Source organism: Pseudomonas maumuensis (assembly GCF_019139675.1).
Classification (GTDB): Bacteria; Pseudomonadota; Gammaproteobacteria; order Pseudomonadales; family Pseudomonadaceae; genus Aquipseudomonas; species Aquipseudomonas maumuensis.
In genome coordinates this window covers 4,563,032-4,585,863 of record NZ_CP077077.1, presented here as the reverse complement: position 1 = coordinate 4,585,863, position 22,832 = coordinate 4,563,032, and the positions used below count along the sequence as shown (strand labels likewise).

The 22,832-nt window shown below is 66.5% G+C and carries 20 protein-coding genes and 2 tRNA genes; 8 read left to right on the top strand and 14 right to left on the bottom strand.

What is annotated here, in order from left to right:
• Nucleotides 1–26: 26 nt before the first annotated feature.
• On the bottom strand, nt 27–1,133 hold the full coding sequence (gene dspII, locus KSS90_RS20495; protein WP_217867038.1) for an enoyl-CoA hydratase/isomerase DspII: 1,107 nt from the start codon (nt 1,131–1,133) through the stop codon (nt 27–29).
• Between the two features lie 128 nt (nt 1,134–1,261).
• On the opposite strand from dspII, the gene ung reads away from it, so the two are divergent.
• Nucleotides 1,262–1,954 (top strand): uracil-DNA glycosylase, encoded by a 693-nt coding sequence (gene ung / locus KSS90_RS20490; RefSeq protein ID WP_217867037.1) that lies wholly within the window; start codon nt 1,262–1,264, stop codon nt 1,952–1,954.
• Nucleotides 1,955–1,988: 34 nt separating this feature from the next.
• Here ung and KSS90_RS20485 read toward each other — a convergent pair whose 3' ends face one another.
• From KSS90_RS20485 to KSS90_RS20465, 5 genes are all read right to left on the bottom strand, one after another.
• Nucleotides 1,989–3,014 carry an AbrB family transcriptional regulator gene (locus KSS90_RS20485; RefSeq protein WP_217867036.1) on the bottom strand — a complete coding sequence of 342 codons (1,026 nt, stop codon included), beginning with the start codon at nt 3,012–3,014 and terminating at the stop codon, nt 1,989–1,991.
• Entirely contained in the window at nt 3,007–4,521 is a 1,515-nt protein-coding gene (locus KSS90_RS20480; RefSeq protein WP_217867035.1) for a tripartite tricarboxylate transporter permease, read from the bottom strand. The genes KSS90_RS20485 and KSS90_RS20480 overlap by 8 nt, the downstream gene beginning before the upstream one ends.
• A gap of 3 nt (nt 4,522–4,524) precedes the next feature.
• Entirely contained in the window at nt 4,525–4,983 is a 459-nt protein-coding gene (locus tag KSS90_RS20475) for a tripartite tricarboxylate transporter TctB family protein (RefSeq protein WP_217867034.1), read from the bottom strand.
• A 160-nt stretch (nt 4,984–5,143) separates the two neighbouring features.
• Nucleotides 5,144–6,124, bottom strand: coding sequence for a Bug family tripartite tricarboxylate transporter substrate binding protein (locus KSS90_RS20470; RefSeq protein WP_217867033.1), 981 nt, complete (start codon nt 6,122–6,124; stop codon nt 5,144–5,146).
• 31 nt (nt 6,125–6,155) lie between these two features.
• The gene (locus KSS90_RS20465; protein WP_217867032.1) at nt 6,156–7,445 is read right to left on the bottom strand and encodes an OprD family porin; all 1,290 of its coding nucleotides are present in this window, start codon (nt 7,443–7,445) and stop codon (nt 6,156–6,158) included.
• Nucleotides 7,446–7,645: 200 nt separating this feature from the next.
• Between KSS90_RS20465 and KSS90_RS20460 the strand changes: the two genes are divergently transcribed.
• Both KSS90_RS20460 and KSS90_RS20455 read left to right on the top strand, forming a co-directional pair.
• The gene (locus KSS90_RS20460; protein WP_038705540.1) at nt 7,646–8,317 is read left to right on the top strand and encodes a response regulator; all 672 of its coding nucleotides are present in this window, start codon (nt 7,646–7,648) and stop codon (nt 8,315–8,317) included.
• The gene (locus KSS90_RS20455) at nt 8,310–9,689 is read left to right on the top strand and encodes a sensor histidine kinase (protein WP_217867031.1); all 1,380 of its coding nucleotides are present in this window, start codon (nt 8,310–8,312) and stop codon (nt 9,687–9,689) included. The genes KSS90_RS20460 and KSS90_RS20455 overlap by 8 nt, the downstream gene beginning before the upstream one ends.
• 43 nt (nt 9,690–9,732) lie before the next feature.
• Here the strand turns inward: KSS90_RS20455 and KSS90_RS20450 are convergent, their stop codons facing one another.
• Complete coding sequence (locus KSS90_RS20450; protein ID WP_023632685.1) at nt 9,733–10,539, bottom strand: HDOD domain-containing protein; 807 nt, start codon at nt 10,537–10,539, stop codon at nt 9,733–9,735.
• A 55-nt stretch (nt 10,540–10,594) separates the two neighbouring features.
• Nucleotides 10,595–11,536 carry a CAF17-like 4Fe-4S cluster assembly/insertion protein YgfZ gene (ygfZ, locus tag KSS90_RS20445; RefSeq protein WP_217867030.1) on the bottom strand — a complete coding sequence of 314 codons (942 nt, stop codon included), beginning with the start codon at nt 11,534–11,536 and terminating at the stop codon, nt 10,595–10,597.
• Between the two features lie 134 nt (nt 11,537–11,670).
• Here ygfZ and KSS90_RS20440 point away from each other — a divergent pair, with 134 nt between their 5' ends.
• The gene (locus KSS90_RS20440) at nt 11,671–11,925 is read left to right on the top strand and encodes an FAD assembly factor SdhE (RefSeq protein ID WP_023631750.1); all 255 of its coding nucleotides are present in this window, start codon (nt 11,671–11,673) and stop codon (nt 11,923–11,925) included.
• Nucleotides 11,909–12,361 (top strand): protein YgfX, encoded by a 453-nt coding sequence (locus tag KSS90_RS20435; protein WP_217867029.1) that lies wholly within the window; start codon nt 11,909–11,911, stop codon nt 12,359–12,361. The genes KSS90_RS20440 and KSS90_RS20435 overlap by 17 nt, the downstream gene beginning before the upstream one ends.
• Before the next feature lie 4 nt (nt 12,362–12,365).
• Here KSS90_RS20435 and rdgC read toward each other — a convergent pair whose 3' ends face one another.
• Nucleotides 12,366–13,286, bottom strand: coding sequence for a recombination-associated protein RdgC (gene rdgC / locus KSS90_RS20430; RefSeq protein ID WP_217867028.1), 921 nt, complete (start codon nt 13,284–13,286; stop codon nt 12,366–12,368).
• Nucleotides 13,287–13,502: 216 nt separating this feature from the next.
• Between rdgC and KSS90_RS20425 the strand changes: the two genes are divergently transcribed.
• The 3 genes from KSS90_RS20425 to KSS90_RS20415 all read left to right on the top strand — a co-directional run bounded on the left by KSS90_RS20425 (nt 13,503) and on the right by KSS90_RS20415 (nt 15,530).
• Nucleotides 13,503–13,578: transfer RNA gene (locus KSS90_RS20425), tRNA-Val, on the top strand.
• 13 nt (nt 13,579–13,591) lie between these two features.
• Nucleotides 13,592–13,668 (top strand) — tRNA-Asp (locus tag KSS90_RS20420).
• Nucleotides 13,669–13,823: 155 nt separating this feature from the next.
• Nucleotides 13,824–15,530: a molecular chaperone HscC gene (locus tag KSS90_RS20415; RefSeq protein ID WP_217867027.1), complete on the top strand. Its 1,707-nt coding sequence runs from the start codon at nt 13,824–13,826 to the stop codon at nt 15,528–15,530.
• On the opposite strand, the gene KSS90_RS20410 is transcribed toward KSS90_RS20415, so the two are convergent.
• The 5 genes from KSS90_RS20410 to nirB all read right to left on the bottom strand — a co-directional run bounded on the left by KSS90_RS20410 (nt 15,524) and on the right by nirB (nt 22,827).
• Nucleotides 15,524–18,169 carry a molecular chaperone DnaJ gene (locus KSS90_RS20410; protein ID WP_217867026.1) on the bottom strand — a complete coding sequence of 882 codons (2,646 nt, stop codon included), beginning with the start codon at nt 18,167–18,169 and terminating at the stop codon, nt 15,524–15,526. The genes KSS90_RS20415 and KSS90_RS20410 overlap by 7 nt on opposite strands.
• Nucleotides 18,166–18,858 (bottom strand): DUF1266 domain-containing protein, encoded by a 693-nt coding sequence (locus KSS90_RS20405; protein WP_217867025.1) that lies wholly within the window; start codon nt 18,856–18,858, stop codon nt 18,166–18,168. Before KSS90_RS20405 ends, KSS90_RS20410 begins: the two co-directional genes overlap by 4 nt.
• A gap of 63 nt (nt 18,859–18,921) precedes the next feature.
• Entirely contained in the window at nt 18,922–19,854 is a 933-nt protein-coding gene (pcaQ, locus tag KSS90_RS20400; RefSeq protein WP_217867024.1) for a pca operon transcription factor PcaQ, read from the bottom strand.
• Nucleotides 19,855–19,912: 58 nt separating this feature from the next.
• Nucleotides 19,913–20,275 carry a nitrite reductase small subunit NirD gene (gene nirD / locus KSS90_RS20395; protein ID WP_217867023.1) on the bottom strand — a complete coding sequence of 121 codons (363 nt, stop codon included), beginning with the start codon at nt 20,273–20,275 and terminating at the stop codon, nt 19,913–19,915.
• A complete protein-coding gene (gene nirB, locus KSS90_RS20390) occupies nt 20,275–22,827 on the bottom strand; it encodes a nitrite reductase large subunit NirB (protein ID WP_217867022.1) in 2,553 nt (850 codons plus the stop codon). The genes nirD and nirB overlap by 1 nt, the downstream gene beginning before the upstream one ends.
• Nucleotides 22,828–22,832 lie beyond the last annotated feature (5 nt).

Here is a 22,832-nt window from a genome sequence, read left to right as displayed (position 1 = left end):
CGAGTGCGGACATGCCCCGCGATGCGTCATCCCAGTTCCGCCAGCGGGTGCCGCCCCTCCCAGACCTTGCTGAAATGCGCCTCCACCACCGCCGCTGGCACCTGCGCCACATCCGGCCAGTGCCAGTGCGGGGTGTTGTCCTTGTCCAGCAGGCGGGCGCGCACCCCTTCGCTGAACTCCGGGTGACGGCAGCAGTTCAGGCTCATCGTGTACTCCATCTGGAACACCTGCGCCAACGAAAGGTGTCGTGCCCGGCGGATCTGTTCCCATACCAGGTGCGCCGTCAGCGGGCAGCCCTCGTGCAGGCGTTGACCCGCCGCCGCCAGCAACGGATCGGCATGCTGGGCCAGGCCGGCCAAAGCCCGCCAGGCTGCGACGGGGTCGGCCACATCGAGCACTTCGTCGATCGCGGCCCGACGTGCCAGCCATTGCCCTTCGGGCAGTTCGACGCAGGCACGATGCTGTTCGGCCTTGAGCAGGCTGTTGAGCTGCAGGGCGGTCTGCTCCTGCCAGTTCAACTGCAGCAGCTCTTCGATCAGCGCTTCCTGCTGATGTTCGCCCAGAAAGCGGTCGGCCAGGCCGAGGTCCAGCGCATCGCGGGCATTGAGGGGCGCGCCGGTCAGCCCCAGGAACAGGCCAAGCTTGCCGGGCAGTCGGGCCAGGAACCAGCTAGCGCCGACGTCGGGATACAGGCCGATGCTGATCTCGGGCATGGCCAGGCGGCTGCTGGGAGTGACGATGCGCACCGCAGCGCCTTGCAGCAAGCCCATGCCGCCACCCAGCACGTGGCCGTGGCCCCAGCACAGCAGAGGCTTGGGGTAGATATGCAGGTGATGGTCGAGGCGGTACTCGCTGGCAAAGAAGGTGGCGGCCAGTGGCGGTACGCTGCCGGGATGTGTACGGCACGCCTGAACCAGGGCACGGACATCACCGCCGGCACAGAACGCTTTCGGCCCGTTGCCGCGCAGCAGCACGCAGACGATCCCGGGGTCGCTGGCCCAGGCGCGCAGCCGTTCGTCGAGCACTTCGATCATGGGCAACGTCAGGGCATTGAGCGCCTTGGGCGCGTCAAGGGTGGCGATGCCGATACGGGCGCCATCGGCGCCGGTCAATACCTCGCATTGAATGGCCATGGACTACCTCACGCAAGTCATCCCCTCAGTATGGCCCGGCGTGCCGAAGCTGCCGGTCGTCGGTCGGATCGATTGACAAGCCGGTCAGGCTTTCCTAGTGTCGCGGCACTTTGCTTTTGGATGCCCCCATGACCGACGACGATCGCATCAAACTCGAGCCCAGCTGGAAAGCCGCGCTGCGTGCCGAGTTCGACCAGCCCTACATGCACCAGTTGCGCGAGTTCCTGCGCGGCGAGTACGCCGCCGGCAAGGAGATCTACCCGCCGGGACCGCTGATCTTCAACGCCCTGAACTCCACGCCGCTGGAGCAGGTCAAGGTGGTCATCCTCGGTCAGGACCCGTACCACGGCCCCGGCCAGGCCCATGGCCTGTGTTTCTCGGTGCAGCCGGGCATCGCCACGCCGCCGTCACTGGTCAATATCTACAAGGAGCTGCAGCGCGACCTCAACTTGCCGATCCCCAGCCACGGCTACCTGCAGAGCTGGGCGGAGCAGGGCGTGTTGCTGCTCAACACCACCATGACCGTGGAGCGGGCCAACGCTGCGTCCCACGCGAAAAAAGGTTGGGAGTTCTTTACCGACCGGATCATCCAGGTGGTCAGCGAGCAGTGTCCGAATGTGGTGTTCCTGCTGTGGGGCTCCCATGCGCAGAGCAAGCAGAAGCTGATCGATGCCAGCAAGCACCTGGTGCTCAAATCGGTACACCCGTCGCCGTTGTCGGCCTACCGTGGGTTCTTTGGTTGCGGGCATTTCAGCCGCACCAACAGCTTCCTCGAGCAGCGCGGCATGGCGCCGATAGATTGGGCGTTGCCCCCGTTGTGACCTGAAAAGAGGGCCGCGAAGCGGCCCATCTTGCTCAGTGCCTGGCCCACTGCCGGAACAACGGCTCGGCCAGGAACAGCACGAACAGCAAGCGCATCACCTGCAGCGCCGTCACCAGCGGCACCGACAGTTGCAAGGTCTCGGCCGTCAGGCTCATCTCGGCGATGCCCCCGGGCATCATGCCCAGGGTCAGCGAGCGCAGGTCCAGGTGCGTCAGCAGGCTCAGCGCCCAGGCCGCGCCGGCGGCGATCAGCATGCACAACGCCGTGGCCAGCAGGGTGCGCCCCAGGAACGATGGCGCCCGGCGGAAGAACGCCCGGTTGAAGTGGCAGGCCAGGCCACTGCCGATCAGCCACTGGCCGATCTGGCTGGCGCCGTTGGGCAGGCCGATCTGCAGGTTACCCGCCAGGCTTACGCCGGCAGCCACCAGCAACGGCCCGAACAGCCAAGGGTTGGGTTGGCGCAGGCGTTGCCACAGCAGTGCCATGAGCACCCCAAGCGGCGCTATCAACGCCAGCCAGCCCCAGCTCACGCTGCCCGCATGGTTCAGCGGCACGCCATCGCCCAGCAGCAGTTTGAACAGTGCCGGCACGCACAGCACCACCGCCAGCACCCGCAGGCTCTGCGCCGCGGCCACCTGGCTGAGCACCGCGCCATTGCGCGCGCCGAGGTTGACCATCTCGCCCGAGCCGCCCGGCATGCTGGCGAAGAACGCCGTCGCCCGGTCTTCACCGGTGCGCCGCAGCAGCCACACGCTGATCACGCTGGAGAGAGTGGTGAACAGCGCGCCGAAGAAGATCAGCGCGAAGTGGCTGGCCACCTGTTCGATCACCGCCGGGGTAAAGTGCAGGCCGATGCCGATGCCGATGATCCATTGCCCGCATTTGCGGCCATTGGGGATTTCACTGAGCTGCCAGGGAGTCAGGCAGCGCACCAGGATGATCGCCAGCAACGAGCCGACCATCCAGGGCAAGGGCCAGCCGACCTTGCTGGCGGCATAACCGCCCGCAAGGCCGACCAGCCCGGTGGCCCAGAACAGTGGCAACGACCGGTCAGGCATCGGCCATGGCCCGGCGCTGCAGGGCACGTTTGCGCCAGATACGCAGCAGCGGCAGGCTCAGCATGCAGACCACCAGCACCCACACGCCCATGCTGATCGGGCTCGACCAGAGGATGCCCAGTTCGCCGTTGGAGATAGACAGCGCGCGGCGCAGGTTCTGCTCCATCAACCCGCCGAGGATGAACCCGAGCAGGATCGGCGAAAGCGGGAAGTCCAGCTTGCGCAGGATGTAGCCCATGATGCCGATGCCGACCATCAGGAACAGGTCGAAGGTGGTTGCATGCACCGCGTACACACCGATCGCGGTGATGATCGCGATCACCGGCACCAGTGCCCAGTTCGGCACGGCAAGGATGCGGGTGAAGATGCGGATCATCGGGATGTTCAGGATCACCAGCATGATGTTGGCGATGAACAGCGAGGCGATCAGGCCCCAGACGATGTCCGGCTGCTGTTCGAACAACAGCGGGCCGGGGGTGATGTTGTACAGCGTCAGCGCGCCGATCATCACCGCGGTGGTGCCAGAACCCGGCACGCCGAGGGTCAGCATCGGCACCAGGGCGCCACAGCAGGAGGCGCCGATGGCGGTTTCCGGGGCAGCCAGGCCGCGGGCGTCGCCCTTGCCGAACTTGCCTTTTTCGCCGGCGATGCGCTTCTCGGTCATGTAGGCCACGGCACTGGCCAGGGTCGCGCCAGCGCCCGGCAACACGCCCATGAAGAAGCCCAGCAAGCCGCAGCGGACGTTGACGAAGAATACCGACGCCGCTTCCTTGAGATTGAACAGCATGCGTCCGGTGGCCTTGACCGCCACATGGCCGTGATGGGTCTTTTCAAGCAGCAGGAGGATCTCGCTGATCGAGAACAGCCCCAGCACCAGCACCACGAACTGGATGCCGTCGGCCAGATGCACGCTGTCACCGGTGAAACGGTACACGCCGCTGTTGGCGTCGATGCCCACCGCCGAGAGGAACAGGCCGATCAGCGCCGCGATGAACGTCTTCAGTGGCTTGTCGCCGGCCATGCCGCCGAGGGCGACGATGGCGAACACCATCAGCACGAAGTACTCCGCCGGGCCGAAGGCGATTGCCCATTTCGCCAGCAGCGGGGCGAACAGCACCATGCCGCAGGTGGCGATGAAGGCACCGATGAACGAGCTCCAGGCCGACAGCGACAGGGCCACGCCGGCCAGGCCCTGGCGAGCCATGGGGTAGCCGTCGAGGGTGGTCATCACGGTGGAGGCTTCGCCCGGAATGTTCAGCAGGATCGAACTGATCCGCCCGCCGTACTCGCAGCCCAGGTACACGGCGGCCAGCAGGATCAGCGCCGACTCCGGCGGCAGGCCGAGGGCGAAGGCGATGGGGATCAGCAGGGCCACGCCGTTGATCGGGCCCAGGCCCGGCAGCAGGCCGACCACGGTGCCGATCAGGGTGCCGGTCAGGGCGGTGACCAGGTTGTACGGGCTCAAGGCAACGCCGAAGCCCTGGCCCAGGTAGCTCAAGGTATCCATGTGTCAGTTCTCCAGTACGTCGAGCAGGCCGAGGGGCAGGGGGACGTCCATCACCCGGTCGAACAGCCAGTAGAGGAAGATGCTCATACCCACCACCACGATGACGCTGTGCAGCCAGCGGCCACCGTACAGGCGGGCCATGGGGACACCGACCAGCGTGGCGCTGAGGATGAAGCCCAGGGCCTCGAAGGTGCTGGCGAAGACCAGCAGCAGGCCGACGCAGGCGGCGACCTTGATCAGGGTTTCGCGGTCCAGTTCAGGTTCGTCGTCCTTGCGCACGATCGGCGTGGGACGGATCGCCAGGTACAGCAGGCCCAGGCTCATCAGGCCGAGCATCAGCAGCGGGTAGGCGCGCGGGCCCACCGGTTCGTAGGAGAAGGCGGCTTGATAGGGCCAGGCCATCACCGCCAGCACGACGCACAGCGCCAGCAGGACGAGGGCGAAGAGGCGTTGCAGGATCATGTAGAAATCCTCGAAAAGGATTGCCGAAGCACAACTCGGGATCTGTGCTGGCCGTATCGCTGGCAAGCCAGCTCCCACAGGGCATCCGCCGCTTCAGAACCTAGCGCAGGCCCTGTGGGAGCCGGCTTGCCGGCGATGAGGCCAGTACAGGCTGCATGGCTTACTGGATCAGGCCGAATTCCCGGGCCAGCGCCTTGTAGTCCGCCACCTGCTTCTTCACATAGCCGTCCAGCTCCTCGCCGGTCATGGCGAACGGGAACAGCTCGCGCTGGTCACGCAGCTTGGCGAAGTCTTCCGACGCCAGCAGCTTGTCGAACGAGGCCTTCCACCAGGCGTAGTCCTCGTCGCTGACCTTCGGCCCGAGGTAGAACCCGCGCACCACCGGCCAGACGATGTCGTAGCCCTGCTCCTTGGCGGTGGGAATGTCTTTCATCTCCGGCTCGTCCAGGCGTTTTTCGGAGAACACCGCGAGGATGCGCATGTTGCCGCTCTGGATGTGCGGCATGGAGTCGGAAATGTCGGTGGAGCCCACCTGGATATGCCCGCCGAGCAGCGCGGTGGCGATCTCGCCGCCGCCTTCCAGGGCCACGTAGCGCAGGTCGCGTGGGTTGATGCCGGCGGCCTTGGCGATCAGCGCGGTCTGCATCCAGTCCTGGCTGCCGACGGTGCCGCCGGAGCCGATCACCACCTTGCTCGGATCCTTCTTCAGGGCTGCGACCAGGTCATCGAGGGTCTTGTAGGGCGAGTCGCTCTTCACCGCGATGGCGCCATAGCTGGTGCCGACCGCCGCCAACCATTTCACTGCGTTCTCGTCGAAACGGCCGAACTTGCCCTGGGCCAGGTTCAGCAACGAACCGCTGGACCAGGCCACCAGCGTGCCGGCATCGGCCGGGCGCTGGGCGACCACGGCGTTGTAGGCCACCGCGCCGACACCGCCGGGCATGTAGGTCACGCGCATGGGCTTGCTGAGGATCTTCTCGTTGACCAGGGCGCTTTGCACCAGCTTGCAGGTCAGGTCGAAACCGCCGCCGGGCGAGGCCGGGGCGATGCATTCGGGGCGTTTGGGTTCGGCGGCCAGGGCGTTGCCGGCCAGCAGCAGGCAACCGGTGGCCAGGACGAGGCGGCGCAGTGAAAAAGTCATCGTCTATCTCCGTGAGCGTTGTTGTTATGGGTTACCACAGAGCCACGCTGTAGCTCACCAGCAGCCGCACCTCGTCCGCGTCGCGGGCGAAGTTGGAGCGGAAGGTGGCGTTGCGCAGGCGCACGGCGACGTTCTTCAACGGGCCGCTTTGTACCACGTACTTCAGTTCGGTGTTGCGTTCCCACTCCTTGCCCTCGCCGCCGGCGGCGCGGCTGACGTTGTCGCCGCTGATGTAGCGGGTCATGAAGGTCAGGCCGGGGATGCCGAGGGCGGCGAAGTTGTAGTCGTAGCGCGCTTGCCAGGAGCGCTCGTCGGCGCCTGCGAAGTCGTTGATCTGGACGAAGTTGACCAGGTAGGGGTCGGCGCCGTCGACGTAGGGGAACGCGCTGTCGCCGGAGAGCTGTTGCCAGGCGCCGCTGACCTTGTGCCCGCCCAAGGTGTAGCTGAGCATGCCGTTGAAGGTGGTGTTGTCGATCTTGCCGGCCTTGGCCGCGCCGGCATCGTCGCTGATCGCCAGGCGCAGGTCGGCGCCCAGGGTGCCCGGGCCCCAGGGCTGGGTGGCGAGCATGCCGATGAAGTGCTGGCGGTAGATGTCGTCGAGCTGGGCGAAGTGGTAGCTGCCGGTGATGCGGTCGGTGAACTGGTAGTCCAGGCCGCCGGTGTCGAAATGGTCGGCGCTGAAGGTGCCGCCGAAGCGACTGTTCTTGTTGTTGAGGGCCAGGTCTTCCCAGTTGGTGTCGTTGCGGTCCTTGGCTTTTTCCAGGCGGGCGCCGGTGAAGGTCAGGCCTTTGATCTCCTTCGAGGTGACCAGGCCGCCTTCGAAGGTCTGCGGCAGGATGCGCCCGTCGTTGGGCTGCAGCGTGGGCAGCTCGGGAATCAACGTGCCGACCTTCAATTCGGTCTGCGAGACCTTGACCTTGCCGGTCAGGCCGAGCTTGGAGTATTCGTCGGCAGCCTTGCCGTTGTCGTGGGTCGGCAGCAGGCCGGTGTCGGTGCGGTCCTTGCTGGAGTCGAGCTTGACCCCGAGCATGCCCAGCGCGTCCAGGCCGAAGCCCACGGTGCCTTCGGTATAGCCGGACTCGAAGTTGAGCATGAACCCCTGGGCCCATTCGTCGCGCTTGGATTGCTGCGTGCTGGTACCGTCGCGGAAGTCGCGGTTGAAGTACATGTTGCGGGTTTCGAAGGTGGCCGTGCTGTCTTCGAAGAAGGCGGCCTGGCTCATGGGCGCGACACCGGCAAGGGCGAAGGCGCTGGCGAGGGCGGAAGGTCGGGCGGCGAGGGAACGGATAGGCGCGTACGCCTGCGGCTGCGTGGACAGCATCGTCGGTGACTCCATTTATTGTTCTTATGTGTTTGCACCTTGCTGGTGCTTTTTGCGGCGCGCGGGGCGACCGTGGTGCGATGCTAGGCAACCAACCTTTCGCTAACCTTTCAGCGTGAAAGGTTTCCGGCGAGGGCTTCACAGCACCCGCCACGGGGTTACACTCCGCGCAAAAAGCCCAGCCGAACAGGGAGAATCCGATGCGTGTGCTGCTGGTCGAAGACCATCTGCAACTGGCCGAAAGCGTGGCCCAGGCCCTCAAGAGCCAGGGCCTGACCGTGGACGTGCTGCATGACGGCGTGGCCGCCGACCTGGCCCTGGCCAGCGAGGACTATGCCGTGGCGGTGCTGGATGTCGGCCTGCCACGCATGGACGGCTTCGAAGTGCTGGCGCGCCTGCGCGGGCGCGGCAAGACCTTGCCGGTGCTGATGCTCACCGCGCGCAGCGATGTGAAGGATCGGGTACACGGGCTGAATCTCGGCGCCGATGACTACCTGGCCAAACCCTTCGAACTGACCGAGCTGGAAGCGCGGGTCAAGGCCCTGCTGCGGCGCAGCGTGCTCGGTGGCGAACGCCAGCAACGCTGCGGCCCGCTGGTCTACGACCTGGATACCCGGCGCTTCGGCCTGGACGGCGAGCCGCTGACCTTGACCCAGCGCGAACAGAGCGTGCTCGAGGCACTGATTGCCCGCCCCGGCCGGGTGATGAGCAAGGAGCAGCTGGCGGCCCAGGTGTTCGGCCTCGACGAGGAGGCCAGCCCCGACGCCATCGAGATCTACATCCACCGCCTGCGCAAGAAGCTCGACGGCCACCCGGTGGCCATCGTCACCTTCCGTGGCCTGGGTTACCTGCTCGAGCACCGCGATGCGTGACAACGGCAGCCTGCGCGGGCGCTTGCTGGGCAACCTGGCGTTGCTGCTGGTGGTGCTGATGCTGGCCAGCGGCCTGAGCGCTTACTGGAATGGCCGCGAAGCTGCCGACACCGCCTATGACCGGACCTTGCTGGCGTCGGCGCGGACCATTGCCGCCGGCTTGTCGCAGCGCGACGGCACCCTCAGCGCCGATGTGCCCTACGTGGCCCTGGACACCTTCGCCTACGACAGTGCCGGGCGCATCTACTACCAGGTGCTGGACATCCACCAGAAGCTGATTTCCGGCTACGAGAACCTGCCGCCCCCGCCACCAGGCACACCACGCACCGACGACTACCCGGCGCTGGCGCGCTTCTACAACGCCACCTACCTGGGCCAGGACGTGCGCGTGGTCAGTCTGCTCAAGGCGGTGAGCGAACCGAACATGAACGGCATGGCCGAGATCCGCGTGGCCGAGACCGAGGAGGCGCGGGTGCGCATGGCTCGCGGGCTGATGGCCGACACCCTGCTGCGCCTGGGGATGCTGGCCTTCGGCGCGCTGGTGATGGTGTGGTTCGCGGTGAGCGCCGCGCTGCGCCCGCTGGAGCGCTTGCGCACGGCGGTGGAGGAGCGCCAGCCGGACGACCTGCGCGCCTTGCCTGTAGTGCAGGTGCAGCGCGAACTGGGGCCGCTGGTGCGTGCCCTCAACCATTTCACCGAGCGCCTGCGTGGCCAGTTCGAGCGCCAGGCGCAGTTCATCGCCGATGCCGCCCATGAGCTGCGCACGCCGCTGGCGGCGCTCAAGGCGCGGGTCGAACTGGGCTTGCGCTCACGGGAGCCAGAGGAGTGGCGCAAGACTCTGGAGGCGGCGGCCCAGGGCACCGATCGGCTCACCCATCTGGCCAACCAACTGCTGTCGTTGGCGCGGGTGGAGAACGGCGCCCGGGCCATCGCCGAGGGTGGTGCCCAGCGCCTGGACCTGAGCCAGCTGGCCCGCGAGCTGGGCATGGCGATGGCGCCGCTGGCCCACGCCCGCGGCGTTGCCCTGGCGCTGGAGGCCGAGGCGCCGGTGTGGCTCAAGGGCGAACCGACCTTGCTCAACGAGCTGCTCAGCAACCTGGTTGACAATGCCCTGGCCCACACCCCGCCCGGCGGTGATGTGGTGCTGCGGGTCCTGGCGCCGGCTGTGCTCGAAGTCGAGGACGACGGGCCGGGAATTCCCGAGGATGAGCGTGAGCGGGTGTTCGAGCGTTTCTACCGGCGCAGCGCCCAGGGCAGCGGGCTGGGGCTGGCCATCGTCGGCGAGATCTGCCGGGCGCACCTGGCGCAGATCAGCCTGCATGACGGCGAGCGCGGCGGGTTGAAGGTGCGGGTGAGTTTTATCGCGGATTGATGTCGGCTATCGCGGGGCTTGCCCCGCGAGCAGCCCTGCCGATTCAGCGCAACATGCTCCGCGCATCCAGCAGTTCGGCGATATCCAGCTCGGTGCCGTAGGGCAGCCCCAGGTGCCGGTAGGCGGGCAGGGCGGCCAGTGGCCGGCTGCGCTCGCGCTGGCTGATGCAGCGGGCGATCTGGACGATGTCGATGTAGTCGATCTGGTCGGTGCGCCGGTCCAGGTCCTGCACCTGGCTGGGCAGGTTGACCAGCTGCTCGGGGAACTCCCAGGCGCTGAGGATCTTGTCGCCCAGCACTGGCTGGATCTGCTCGATCACGAAATGCAGGCAGATCGGGTCGGACAGCAGCTCGTTGTGCTCCTCGGCATAGATCAGCACCGGCAACGCGCCGATCTGATGCACCAGGCCGCCGAGGGTGGCCTGGTCGGGCTTGAGTTGGGTGTAGCGTCGGCACAGTTCATAGCTGATGCCCGCCACATCCAGGCTGTTGGCCCAGATATCGCGCAGCTTGTGTTCGACCGCCGGGGCGCGGGCATGGAAGATCTGCTCGATCACCAGGCCGATGGCCAGGTTGCAGCTGTAGTTGATGCCCAGGCGGGTGATCGCGGTGTGCAGATCGGTGACTTCGACGGCGGCGCGCAGCAGAGGGCTGTTGACCACCTTGATCAGGCGCGCCGACAGCGCGGCGTCGCGGCCGATCACCTTGCTCAAGGCGGACACGCTGATCTCGCTGTCTTCGGCGGCTTCGCGAATGCTCAGGGCAACTTCCGGAAGCGTCGGCAGGACCAGGTCGTCCCGGTCGATGGCGGCGAGCAATTGCGCTTGGACCTTCTCGGCCAGCTTGTTCATGGACTTCTCTACGGCAAAGGTGGTGCAGCCCCGGCGTGAAGCCGGGGCGGGCTGGTCAGCGCTGGATTTCCCGGTCGCGGTCCAGTTCGTAAGGCAGGTCGAGCAGCGTCAGGCGCGGGCCTTCGAGGCTGCCCAGGTGTAGGTTGTCGTCTGCCACCGCGTCGGCGCTGAGCACCGCCAGCAGTTCGACGGCGCTGCCGCTGCTGGCAGCGATCACCACCTCGCCGACCGACGAGCCGTGGGTTGGCGAGAAGATCTCGGCGCCCGGCTCGGGTACCGCTGTCTCGGCCAGTGCCAGGCGATACTGGCGGCGCTTGAGCTTACCCAGGTACTGCATGCGGGCGACGATCTCCTGGCCGGTGTAGCAGCCCTTCTTGAAGCTCACGCCATCGACGGCCTGCAGGTTGATCATCTGCGGGATGAACAGCTCGCGGGTCGGGCCCATGACCTGGCCGATGCCGGCGCGCACCTGGCCAAGCAGCCAGTCGTTGAGCGTGCCCTCCGGCAGCGCGGCGGCGAGCGCCTCGCGCACGGCGCTGGCCCGCTCGGCAGGCGCCCACAGTTCGACCCGGCCAGCCGAGGCGCGGATGGCGATCAGGCCATCATGACGCGCGGTCGCGCCGGCCTCGTCCGCCACGCTCAGGCTCAGCGCCTGCTGGGCCGCGTCGCCGTCCTGCAAGCCGAAGCGCGCCCAGGCGGCGCTGTCGTCGCTCAGCGTGGCCTTGGAGAACACCGCGTACTTCTTCAGGTCGGCCAACTGCGCCTCGAGCAGCTCGCTGGCCATGGCCAGCAGGTAGCCGTTGCCCTCGGGCAGGATACGGAAGCTCGACTGCATGCGGCCCTTGACCATGCAGCGGGCACCAAGGCTCGCATGGGCTTCGCTGAGGTAGCTGATGTTGCAGGTCAGTTGACCCTGCAGGAACTTGCCGGCGTCGGAGCCGCGGACGGCGAGGATGCCCTCATGGGAGAGGGAACAGAAGAAAGCGGAATCGGCCATGGGTCATCGCGGTAGCTAAAAGACTGGCGGCCATCATAGAACGCCGGTAACAAAATAGGTAGGTGAGTAGACCAACGCCTTGTGCCGCTTCATTCGCTGCGCGGTATACTGCGCGACCATTCGAGGAGGGCCCCATGGTCGAACAAACTGAACTCAATCGGCTTTTCTGGCACAGCCGTCGCGGCATGCTGGAACTGGACGTGCTGCTGGTACCGTTCACCCAGGAAGTCTACCCGAGCCTGAGCGAAGCGGACCGCGAGCTGTACCGTCGCCTGCTGACCTGCGAGGACCAGGACATGTTCGGCTGGTTCATGGAGCGTACCGAGTCCGAAGACCCGGAGCTGCAGCGCATGGTCCGCATCATCCTGGATCGTGTCCAGCCCAAGTGATTGTTTCGAGTGCCGTTGGCAGGGCTCACGCCTGTTGCTGGCGGCCTACCTCGCCTGCCTGGCGCTGGCGCTCATCGCCGGCGTCGTGGTCGCGCTGCCCGGTTGGCTGAAGGGCCTGCTGGTCATTGCCTGCCTTGCCCACGCCTGCTGGGCCATTCCCCGCCGAATCCTGTTGTCCCACCCTGACGCGATCACCGGCCTGCGTCGTGAGCCGCGTGGTTGGCATATATACAGTCGTGCCCGGGGGTGGCAGCCGGCGCGCCTATGCCGTGACAGCGTTGCCTTGCCCGCGGTGGTAGTGCTGCGCTTCGTGCGCAAGGGGCAATGGTTCAGCCAGAGCCAGTGCATCCCCAAGGACGCCCTGGCGCAGGAACAGCATCGAAGGCTGCGGGTGCGGCTGAAGTTCAGCCGGCGCCGCTGGGCCGCGCCGGCCTGAAGGGTCAGACCCCCTGCGGGATCTCTTCGCCGCCGAGTGCTTCGAACAGCACCGGCAGGAACTCGGTGAAGGTCATCATCATCAGCAGGAAGCTGGCGTCGAACTGTTGCTGGGCCTCGTCGCCACCATCCTGCTCGGCTTGCTCTTGCAGCAGCTCCTCGAACTTCAGGCGCTTGATCACCATCTTGTCGTCGAGCACGAACGACAGCTTGTCCTGCCAGGCCAGGGCCAGCTGGGTGACCACCTTGCCGGTGCTCAGGTGCAGCTGGATTTCCTCGCTGGTCAGGTCCTGGCGCTTGCAGCGCACGATGCCACCGTCTTCGGCGGTGTCGCGCAGTTCGCACTCGTCGAGGACATAGAAGCCTTCGGCGGCCTGTTGCGACTTGACCCAGTCGGTCATGGTCGCGCTTGGCGCGATCTTCACGGTGGCCGGGCGCACCGGCAGCGAGCCGATCACTTCACGCAGGGTCGACAGCAGGTCTTCGGCGCGCTTGGCGCTGGCCGAGTTGACCAGGATCATGCCCAGGCGCGGGGCGATGGCGGCGAAGATCATCGAGCGACGAATGAAAGCGCGCGGCAGGAAGGCCTGGATGATTTCGTCCTTGATCTGGTCGCGTTCCTTCTTGTAGACCTTGCGCATCTGCTCGGTCTCGATCTCCTCGACCTTTTCCTTGACCGCGTCGTTGACCACGCTGCTGGGCAGGATGCGCTCTTCTTTACGTGCGGCGATCAGCATGAATTCGCCACTGACGTGAACCAGGGGAGCATCCTCGCCCTTGCCGAACGGTGCGACGAAACCGTAGGTGGTCAGTTCCTGGCTGGCGCAGGGGCGGGCCGGCTTGCTGGCCAGGGCGGCCTCCAGGGCCTCGGCCTCGAACGGTACTTCCTGGGTCAGGCGATAGGACAGCAGGTTCTTGAACCACATGAGGGGGAATCTCTCCTTAATACATAAGGCGGGCATTATTCTCCGAGCGACGGTTCCAGGCCAACCCTGTCAGAGGGCCAGCAGTCCTATATAGAGGAAGAAAATCGCGGCGCGGCTAGGTCTTTGAAAGGCCTGGAAATTTTTTTCAAATTTTTTGAAAAAAGTGCTTGCCAGGGTAGGAGGTCCTCCGTAGAATGCGCGCCACACCGAGACGAAGGGTGATTAGCTCAGCCGGGAGAGCATCTGCCTTACAAGCAGAGGGTCGGCGGTTCGATCCCGTCATCACCCACCACTCGATGTATAGCGCGGCGGTAGTTCAGTCGGTTAGAATACCGGCCTGTCACGCCGGGGGTCGCGGGTTCGAGTCCCGTCCGCCGCGCCATATTTAGCTTCAGGGCCCACTGAACACCTTGAAGCAACAGAGAAAGCGACCTTAGGGTCGCTTTTTTTGTTTCTGGCGTTGCGTCAGAATCCCCTGTCCGCCGCAAGTGGCCAGCAGGCCTTGCGCCGGTTCCTACCGCAAGCAAGAGACCGACCATGCAGGATGCCAGCCTCTCTCCCGCTCCGCCACACGCCACTCCCTTGCTGGGAATCGACCTGGGTACCACCAACAGCCTGATCGCCGTCTGGCAGGATGGCGAAGCGCGGCTGATCGCCAATGCCCTGGGCGAGGTGCTGACGCCGTCGGTGGTCAGCGTCGATGACGATGGCAGCATCCTCGTCGGCCAGGCCGCCCGGGCGCGCCTGACCACCCACCCGCAACGCAGCGCCGCGGCGTTCAAGCGTTTCATGGGCAGCGACAAGCGTTACGCCCTGGGCGAACACCGCTTCACCCCTGAAGAGCTGTCGGCGTTGGTACTGGGTTCGCTCAAGCAGGACGCCGAGGCCTATCTGGGCTGCCCGGTGAGCGAAGCGGTGATCTCGGTGCCGGCCTATTTCAGCGACGAGCAGCGCAAACGCACGGTGTTCGCGGCCGAACTGGCCGGGCTCAAGGTCCAGCGGCTGATCAACGAGCCCACCGCCGCCGCCATGGCCTACGGCCTGCATGAGCAGAAGTTCGAGCGCACCCTGGTGTTCGACCTGGGTGGCGGCACGTTCGATGTCACAGTGCTGGAGTACGCCTTGCCGCTGATCGAGGTGCATGCCTCTACCGGCGACAACTACCTGGGCGGTGAGGACTTCACCGAGGCGCTGCTGCAGGCCTGCCTGCGCGACTGGAACCTCAAGGCCGAAGACCTGGAGCCCCAGGCTCTGGCCAGCCTGCACGACGCCATCGAGCAGCTCAAGCGCGACGCGGGCGAGGGCAGCCGGACACTACAGTGGAGTGCTGGCGGCCAGCCCCGTGAGTGGGTTCTGGATGACTCGAAGCGGCAGGCGATCTGGGCACCCTTGCTGGCACGGGTACGCACCCCCATCGAACAGGCCCTGCGCGATGCCCGCTTGAGCCCGCGCGAGCTGGACAGCCTGGTGCTGGTCGGCGGCGCCACGCGCATGCCGCAGGTGCAGCAACTGGTGGCCAAGCTGTTTGGCCGCCTGCCGTACCGGCACCTGGACCCGGATACCATCGTCGCCCTCGGCGCCGCCAGCCAGGCGGCGTGCAAGGCCCGCGACGCGGCCATCGACGAACTGATCCTGACCGATGTCTGCCCCTACACCCTCGGCGTGGCCTCGTCCCGGGGCGAAGATGTCACCGGCGCTTTCTCGCCGATCATCGAGCGCAATACGATCATCCCCACGTCCAAGGTGCAGCGTTTCTACAGCAGCCACCCGGAACAGAAGTTCGTGCGCATCGCCGTGTACCAGGGCGAGCGGCCATGGGTGCGGGACAACATCCTGGTGGACAGTTTCGAGATTCCGTTGCAGCCGACCGGCGAGATCCAGTCGCTGGACGTGCGCTTCAGCTACGACATCAACGGCCTGCTGGAAGTGGACGTGACCTTCCTCGAGAGCGGCCAGAAGCACAGCCACAGTATCGACCGCAGCCCCACCGGGCTGGATGCGCAGGCACGCCAGGCCAGTGAGGAGCGCCTGGCAAAGTTGAAGATCCACCCACGTGACACGCTGCCCAACCGCACCTTGCTGGCCCGCCTGGAGCGAGCCTGGATGCAGAGCCTGGGCGACGAGCGCGAGCTGATCGGCAGCTGGCTGGACGCCTTCAATGCCGTGCTGGCCGGGCAGCAGGCCGGCGAGATCAGCCGTGAGCGCCAGGCATTGAGCCAGGCGCTCGACGAGCTGCGTTACTGAGCGTTGAGCCGGCGCAGGGTGGCCTGCAGGCCACCCTCCAGCGGCTGCCCTTTGCCCGGCACCGGGCCGTAACGGTTCGGCAGCTTGTCGCCGGGCAGGCCCAGCAGCACCATTGACGAGAACGGCAGCACGCGGGTCAGCACCATCACCAGCAGCAGTGCCGGCACGCCGTGGCCGAGGTCGCGCAGGCGGCGCAGGAAGCCACTGATCGACAGGATGCTGATCGCCACCAACATCGCCGGGATATGCAGCATCAGGCTGGCGCCCAAGGCGATGATTGCCACATGCACGGCCAGGCCCGTGCGGTTCAGTCGACTCTTGAGCTTCCAGAACGCCCACATCGGCGCCGGCGGCTCCTTGATCATCTCCAGCAGCAGGCGTTCGCTCCATGACAGCACGGCCATGATTGCGCAGCGCAGGCCGGGGTCTTGTTCCGGGTTGTCCTTGACCTTTTGCAGGGCGCGCAGCACCCGGGTCTTGGGTGGGGTGCAAGTGTTCAGCAGGCTGTGCAGCGCATCCAGTACCTCGTCGACCGTGCGGCTGTCGAGGCCTTGCGCGCGTACCGCGGCAGCCGGCGGGTGCTTGGCCTGGCCGTCCAGCAGCCCCCGGCGCAGCGCTTCGAACCAGTCGCCTTGCAGGTCCAGCGCCTGCATGCGGTCGCGCAACGCGCAGCGCTGTGGTTCGTCCAGCGACGGATCGTGGTGCAACACTGCGCAGAACAGCAGGTAGCCCAGCGGATAGTCGGTACGCAGCCCGCCGTCGTCGTTGTCCAGGCAGGCCAGCAGTTGCGCGGCGTTGGGCAGGCGCGTGCTGTTGAGCGCCTGCTGCAAGGTCAGCAGGCGTGCCGAGATCAGGGCTTGTACCGGGTCGCGGATATCCAGGCTGCCGAGCAGTCCACTGGCGCCTTCGGAGCTGGTCAGCAGTTGACCGAGCAGGGCGTGTGTCGGAGCGAACGGATGCTCGGCCTGGTAGTGCAACTGCCCGGGCAAGGCCGGGTCGATCAGTGCCAGCCAACGTGATGGTTGCTCCAGCAGCGCCAGCATGAACAGCTGCTGGCGGTGCCACTGCCACAGTGCCTCCCCTTCGGGCATCGGCGGCAACAGGACCCCGGCTTCGGCCAGGCGGTCCTGCAGTTGCAGGGCGAATGGCGTGGTGAACAGGCGGCGCATGTCGAAATGACGGTTGAGCGTGTGCAGGGCATGGGCCGGGTAGACCCGCATGCGCCGCAGCCACTCACGGCAGACCGGGCGAATGGCATCCTCGGTCAGGGCCTCGGGCAAGGTAGCCGCCGGATCATCGCTGGCGCTGAGCTGCGTCAGCACCTGGACCACGGGGGCCTGCTCGAGCCAATGCAACTGCTGGTTCGCCTGGCGTTGGAAGCCCTCGAGGATCAGCGCGTCGAGGGCGTCCTCGGCCGGTGGCTGAGCGAGGACCAGGCGCAGTAAACCGGCCTCGCCGCGCTGCAGGGCCCAGGCATGCCAATACAAGCGGTGCAGATTCTGGTCAGGCTGCTCCTGCAGCAGCCAGGCGAGCAGCGGCAGTTCGTCGTCACCGTCCAAATGCCAGTCGACGAAGGTGCTGGCGATGCTGTCCAGCCCCAGGCGCGAGGCTTCGGACCAGCGCGCCAAGGTCTGCGCTGACTGCCCCGGGCTGCCCCAGGCCTGGGCCGGGTCGCTGAGCTCCTCAGGCCAGCCGGCTGGCGTATGCAGGCGGTCGAAGGCCTGGATCAGCAAAGGCAGGCGCTGGGGCTGATGGCGGGCGCAGAGGTCGATCAGCCAGCGCTCTGCCTGTGGATGCTGGTGTTGGCGGTACAGCCGCAACCAGCAGTCCAGGGCTTGTTGCTCGGCCCCCAGGGCATCGGCCTGGCGGGCCAGCAGGTAGAGCAGGTCGGCATCGTCCGGGGATTGCGCCTGTTGTGCCTGGAGCAGGCCGTGGAAGGTCCGGCTGGCGATGCCGGCCTGGCTGAACTGCACCAACAGGCGCTGAACCAGTGCCGGGTCGTTCGGGATCGCCAGGCAGGTATGCACGCTGGCGAACTGCTCGTACTCGAACAATGGGCGGTGCTGGTAGCAGTATTCGAGGCTGCGGAAATACCACAGGCTCTCCATCTGCGCCGGCGCTGGCCAGTCGCGCATGCATGCAGTATCGAAGGGATCCGGCTGCGCGAGACGGTCGAGGAAGGCTTCCACCTCATGGGGGTTGTCCAGGCGCAGCACCTGCTCGGCCCAGCCCAGGCGCCGTGCCAGCAGGCCGGCACAGTGATGGGACAGCGGCCCGCAGTCGCGCAGGGTGTGCAAAAGCTGCCAGCCAATGTCGTCCAGTTCGTCCAGTGGCAGTTCGTCCAATTCGGCGATGTAGCCCTGCCAGGCTTGCGGGTCGAAGCGCAGGGACGGCTCCTCGAGCAGGCGATGGAAGTGCTGCAGTGCCGGATGGGGAGTGTCCTCGGCGACCGTTGGTTCGGCCTCGTGGGTTTCCTGCTCGCGGGCCAGGCGCAGCGCTTCCTCGTAGGCCGCGCGCAGGGCCTGGAAACCTTCCGGGTCGGTTTCCGGGTGGTGCGTGGGCAGGCGGCCACGGTAGGCCAGGCGGATGGCGTCCAGGTCCTGGGTCGGTTCGATCCCCAGGCGAATCCAGCAACTCATGACCAGCAGTCCTCTTCCAGGGTGGCGGGGCGCGCTGGCTCCGGCAGGTCCATGTCCCAGGGCAGCCCGGCCAGCAGCTCATGGGCGCCGAGGCGCAGGTTGAGCAGGATGCAGCGGTTCCAGTGCTCGCTGCCCTGGCGCTCGAGATCGGCGGCCAGGGTCTCGTCGCTGCTGTCGCTGACATTCCACAGCGCCTTGCCGAACAGGTAGCCGGCCAGGTAGCAATCCCAGCGGTTGTAGTAGTGGCGGGCGCGCAGCGCCAGGCGGTAGTGCAGGTAGAGGCTTTCGTCGCGATCGATCAGGCCTTTCTTGACCCCGGCGCGCAGCAGGAAGCTCATGCGCCCCAGGTCCCAGGCCCGGGTGCCGCCCGGGCCGCAGTCGGGGAAGGTGCGGGCGGCGTATTCGTGGCGGATGCGCTCGCGCGGCGCCAGGGTGTCGAGCAGCGCCTGCCACTGGCTGGGCAGGCAGCGCTGGTACTGCCAGTAGGCTTCGCTCATTTCGGTGGCGTGGCCGTTGTCGGCCATGTTCAGCATGTCCAGCAACTGGGCGCGGTCACTGATCCCCCACCAGCGCTCCAGGTCGGTCTGGTCTTCGCCTTCGAAGTAGTCGGGGGCGGTGTAGCTGGCGCCGTTGAGGGCGGCCATGGGGGCGGAGAGGGCATGCAGCCAGTGCTGCGCGGTTTCGTCCATGAAAGGGGTCCTGGGGGCGCTGGGAACTGGCGGGGATTGTATAGGAATACGCGGGCCGGGTTGTCAGGGGTATACCCCGAGTCGGTAGGCTTCGGCCACCTCCCGGAGCACCTCGCACACCCACTGCGCCGGCAGGCTCTGCGCCAATGCGGCATTGCGGCAGATCCCCACCGAGCCGCCCGGTTCGCGCACGCCCAGGTCGAGTTCGGCCAGTTCGCCCCGCCCGAGGTCGATCAGCACGGCGTCGCGCGGGGCCACCCAGACCGCCTCGCTGCCCAGCACGTAGCGCCTGCTCAAGGCTAGCGACAGGGTTTCCAGGCGTTGTGCCGGCAGCGGGATGGCGCATTGCACGAACAGGCTGTCGGCGTGCTGGCGAATGGTCGTGCCGGGTGGTGGCAGCACCAGTGGATAGGCACCGACCTGCCTGTGGTCAATAGGCTGAGCCGCCAGCAGTGGATGCCCGGGTCGCACCACCAGGGTCATCGACTCGCTGTACAGGTGCTCGAACGACAGCCCCTGGATCTGCGGGCTGTCGGTCATGCGACCGATCACCAGTTCCAGCTCGCCAAGGTGCAACTGCCCAAGCAGCTGGGCGCTGGCCCCGGTCACCACGCTGATTACCAATGCCTCGTGCTGCTGGTGCAGGCGGCACAGCACCTCGGGCATCAGCAGCCCTTCGACTGTCGACAGCACGCCGATACGCACCTGCGACGGCGCCCGAGCCTCACCGCGCACACTGCCGACCCCGTCACGCAGTGCCTGCACGCTGGGGCCGGCATAGCGCATGAAACGGGTACCGGCCGGGGTCAGGGCGACGCCCTGGTGGCTGCGCTCGAACAGGCGAGCTTCGAGCAGATCCTCCAACTCCTTGAGGGTCTTGGAGATCGCTGGCTGGCTGATCGCAAGCACGTCGGCGGCCCTGGCCAGGCTGCCCTGTCGGGCAATCTCCAGGAAACACAGCAGATGGCGGAACTTGATGCGGGTATCGAGGTTCATGCCCGGCAGTGTATCCGTGCGGGCCAGACCTGCAACGTCTGGTTGGCCCGTTCGAGCATCAGCTACGGGCCAGTTCGACATCGGCACCGCGCAGACGCGCCGTCCACACCCGCAAGGCCTGTGTCGGATCTTCCAGGCAATGTCCGTCGTGCAGGCTGAAGTGCTGTTTATAGAGCGGCGCCGCCACTACCAATTCGCCCTGCAGGCTGGCCACTAGCCCGCGTCCGATGATGTTGGCGCCAGAGCGCGGATCGCGGTTCTCCAGCGCGAAGACCTGGCGATCCCGTCCCGGCAGGTAGAACAGCGCGACCTGCTCGCCTTCATGCCATACCACCACCCCGGAGTCGGCCACCAGGTCGCTGGCCTGGCATACCGCCTGCCACTGGGTTTGAGTTGCAACAGCCGTATTGGACAGGTTCATCACACAAGCTCCTCATGGGTGGGAATCAGTTGCAGCGGCGCCGCAGGCCGGCGTTGGCCGCGCTCACGGACGAAATGCACATCGGGGTCGGCGCGTCGGTCGTTGACGAAGGTGCGGAAGCGCTTGAGCTTTTCCGGATCGCTAAGGGCGTTGGCCCATTCGCATTCATAGCGGTCGACCACCTGTTGCATCTGCGTCTCGAGTTCGCCGGCCAGGCCCAGGCTGTCGTCGATCACCACTTGCTTGAGGTAGTCGAGCCCGCCTTCGAGGCCCTCGCGCCACACCGAGGTGCGCTGCAGTTTGTCGGCGGTGCGGATGTAGAACATCAGCACACGGTCGATCAGGCGCACCAGAGTCTCATCGTCCAGGTCGGTGGCGAACAGTTCGGCGTGGCGCGGGCGCATGCCGCCGTTGCCGCACACGTACAGGTTCCAGCCCTTGTCGGTGGCGATCACGCCGATGTCCTTGCTTTGCGCCTCGGCGCATTCGCGGGTGCAGCCAGACACCGCGAACTTGAGCTTGTGCGGCGCGCGCAGGCCCTTGTAGCGGTCCTCCAGGCGCAAGGCCATGGCCACGCTGTCCTGCACGCCATAGCGGCACCAGGTGCTGCCGACGCAGGATTTCACCGTGCGCGTCGACTTGCCGTAGGCGTGCCCGGTCTCGAAGCCAGCGGCGATCAGCTCGCCCCAGATCAACGGCAGCTCGTGCAACTGGGCACCGAACAGGTCGATGCGCTGGCCGCCGGTGATCTTGGTATAGAGGTCGTACTTCTTTGCCACCTGGCCGATCACGATGAGTTTTTCCGGAGTGATCTCGCCACCAGGAATGCGCGGCACCACCGAGTAGGTGCCGTTTTTCTGCATGTTGGCCATGAAGGTGTCGTTGGTATCCTGCAGCGGCACCAGCGTCGGGTCCATGATCGGCTGGTTCCAGCACGAGGCGAGGATATTGCCCACCGCCGGCTTGCAGATGGCGCAACCCACGTGGCCTTTGCCATGGCGTTCGAGCAGCTCGCTGAAGGTGCGGATGCCCTCGACCCGCACCAGCCCGTAGAGCTCCTGGCGGGTGTAGGCGAAGTGTTCGCAGAGGCTCTTGTCGACGCTCACGCCGCGAGCGGTGAGTTCGTGCTCGAACACCTGCTTGAGCAGCGCCGCGCAGCCGCCGCAACCCGTGGCGGCCTTGGTGCAGCCCTTGAGTGCGGCGAGGTCGCCACAGCCGTTGTCGATGGCGGCGCATACCGCGCCCTTGCTGACGTTGTGGCACGAGCAGATGGTCGCGCTGTCGGGCAAGGCATCGGCGCCCAGCGCCGGCGCGCCGCTGCCCTGGGGCAGAATCAGCGCGGCCGGGTCGGCCGGTAGCTTGATACCGTTCTGGGCGTATTGCAGCAGGGTGTCGTAGTAGCTGTTGTCGCCCACCAGCACCGCGCCAAGTACGCGCTTGCCGCTGGCATCGACCACCAGACGCCGGTACGAGGCCGTGGCCTCGTCGATGAAGCGGTAGCTGCGCGCCCCCGGCGTGACGCCCTGGGCATCGCCGATGGAGCCGACGTCCACGCCCAGCAGCTTGAGCTTGGTCGACATGTCGGCGCCGCTGAACTCGCTCGCCGACTCGCCCATCACCAGGGCCGCCAGGTTACGCGCCATGGCGTAGCCCGGGGCGACCAGGCCGAACACACTGCCGTTCCACGAAGCGCATTCGCCAATGGCGAAGATGCACGGGTCGCTGGAGCGGCACTGGCCGTCGATCACCACGCCGCCGCGGGGGGCGATCTCCAGGCCGCAGGCGCGGCCCAGGGCGTCCTGCGGGCGGATGCCGGCGGAGAACACGATCAGATCGGTTTCCAGGTGTTCGCCGCCGTCGAAGTTCATGCGGTAGCGGTAGTGCTCGCCGGCGCTGATCGACTGGGTGGCGCGGGCCAGATGCACGCCCACGTCCAGCATCTCGATGCGCGCCTTGAGCGCCGCGCCGCCCTCGGCATCCAGCTGGACCGGCATCAGCCTTGGTGCGAACTCCACCACATGCGCTTCCAGTCCTAGCGACTTGAGGGCGTTGGCGGCCTCGAGGCCGAGCAGGCCGCCACCGACCACCACGCCACGGCGGGCGCTGCCGGCGGCGGCGCGGATCGCATCGAGGTCGTCGAGAGTGCGATAGACCAGTTGCGCATTGCCGCTGGCCCCTTCGATGGACGGCACGAACGGATAGGAGCCGGTGGCCAGGATCAACTGGTCGTAGCCGACGCGGCCTTCGGCGGTGATCACTTCCTGGCGTTCGCGATCGATGGCCAGTACCGCCTCGCCCAGGTGCAGGTGTACGCCGTTGCTTGAGTAATAATCGCGGTCGCACAAGGCCAGGGTTTCGGCGCAACTGCCGGTGAAGTATTCCGAGAGGTGTACCCGGTCGTAGGCGCGCTGGCGCTCCTCGCCGAACACATGCAGCTCGAAGCGCGCGCTGGCGCCGCGCTCTATCAGCTGTTCGACGCAGTGATGGCCGACCATGCCGTTGCCGACGATGACCAGTCGCGCTCGTTGTGCTTCGTTCGCTGTTGCCTGCATAGCCG

Excerpts from the sequence above, each read along its gene's own strand:
- KSS90_RS20410 (WP_217867026.1), bottom strand. The coding sequence starts at position 18,169 with ATGAGTTGCTGGATTCGCCTGGGGATCGAACCGACCCAGGACCTGGAC.
- KSS90_RS20440 (WP_023631750.1), top strand. The coding sequence starts at position 11,671 with ATGGTCGAACAAACTGAACTCAATCGGCTTTTCTGGCACAGCCGTCGC.
- KSS90_RS20455 (WP_217867031.1), top strand. The coding sequence starts at position 8,310 with ATGCGTGACAACGGCAGCCTGCGCGGGCGCTTGCTGGGCAACCTGGCG.
- ung (WP_217867037.1), top strand. The coding sequence starts at position 1,262 with ATGACCGACGACGATCGCATCAAACTCGAGCCCAGCTGGAAAGCCGCG.
- rdgC (WP_217867028.1), bottom strand. The coding sequence starts at position 13,286 with ATGTGGTTCAAGAACCTGCTGTCCTATCGCCTGACCCAGGAAGTACCG.
- KSS90_RS20450 (WP_023632685.1), bottom strand. The coding sequence starts at position 10,539 with ATGAACAAGCTGGCCGAGAAGGTCCAAGCGCAATTGCTCGCCGCCATC.
- nirD (WP_217867023.1), bottom strand. The coding sequence starts at position 20,275 with ATGAACCTGTCCAATACGGCTGTTGCAACTCAAACCCAGTGGCAGGCG.
- KSS90_RS20485 (WP_217867036.1), bottom strand. The coding sequence starts at position 3,014 with ATGCCTGACCGGTCGTTGCCACTGTTCTGGGCCACCGGGCTGGTCGGC.
- KSS90_RS20460 (WP_038705540.1), top strand. The coding sequence starts at position 7,646 with ATGCGTGTGCTGCTGGTCGAAGACCATCTGCAACTGGCCGAAAGCGTG.
- dspII (WP_217867038.1), bottom strand. The coding sequence starts at position 1,133 with ATGGCCATTCAATGCGAGGTATTGACCGGCGCCGATGGCGCCCGTATC.
- pcaQ (WP_217867024.1), bottom strand. The coding sequence starts at position 19,854 with ATGAACCTCGATACCCGCATCAAGTTCCGCCATCTGCTGTGTTTCCTG.
- KSS90_RS20415 (WP_217867027.1), top strand. The coding sequence starts at position 13,824 with ATGCAGGATGCCAGCCTCTCTCCCGCTCCGCCACACGCCACTCCCTTG.
- KSS90_RS20480 (WP_217867035.1), bottom strand. The coding sequence starts at position 4,521 with ATGGATACCTTGAGCTACCTGGGCCAGGGCTTCGGCGTTGCCTTGAGC.
- KSS90_RS20465 (WP_217867032.1), bottom strand. The coding sequence starts at position 7,445 with ATGCTGTCCACGCAGCCGCAGGCGTACGCGCCTATCCGTTCCCTCGCC.
- KSS90_RS20475 (WP_217867034.1), bottom strand. The coding sequence starts at position 4,983 with ATGATCCTGCAACGCCTCTTCGCCCTCGTCCTGCTGGCGCTGTGCGTC.
- KSS90_RS20405 (WP_217867025.1), bottom strand. The coding sequence starts at position 18,858 with ATGGACGAAACCGCGCAGCACTGGCTGCATGCCCTCTCCGCCCCCATG.
- nirB (WP_217867022.1), bottom strand. The coding sequence starts at position 22,827 with ATGCAGGCAACAGCGAACGAAGCACAACGAGCGCGACTGGTCATCGTC.
- ygfZ (WP_217867030.1), bottom strand. The coding sequence starts at position 11,536 with ATGGCCGATTCCGCTTTCTTCTGTTCCCTCTCCCATGAGGGCATCCTC.
- KSS90_RS20470 (WP_217867033.1), bottom strand. The coding sequence starts at position 6,124 with ATGACTTTTTCACTGCGCCGCCTCGTCCTGGCCACCGGTTGCCTGCTG.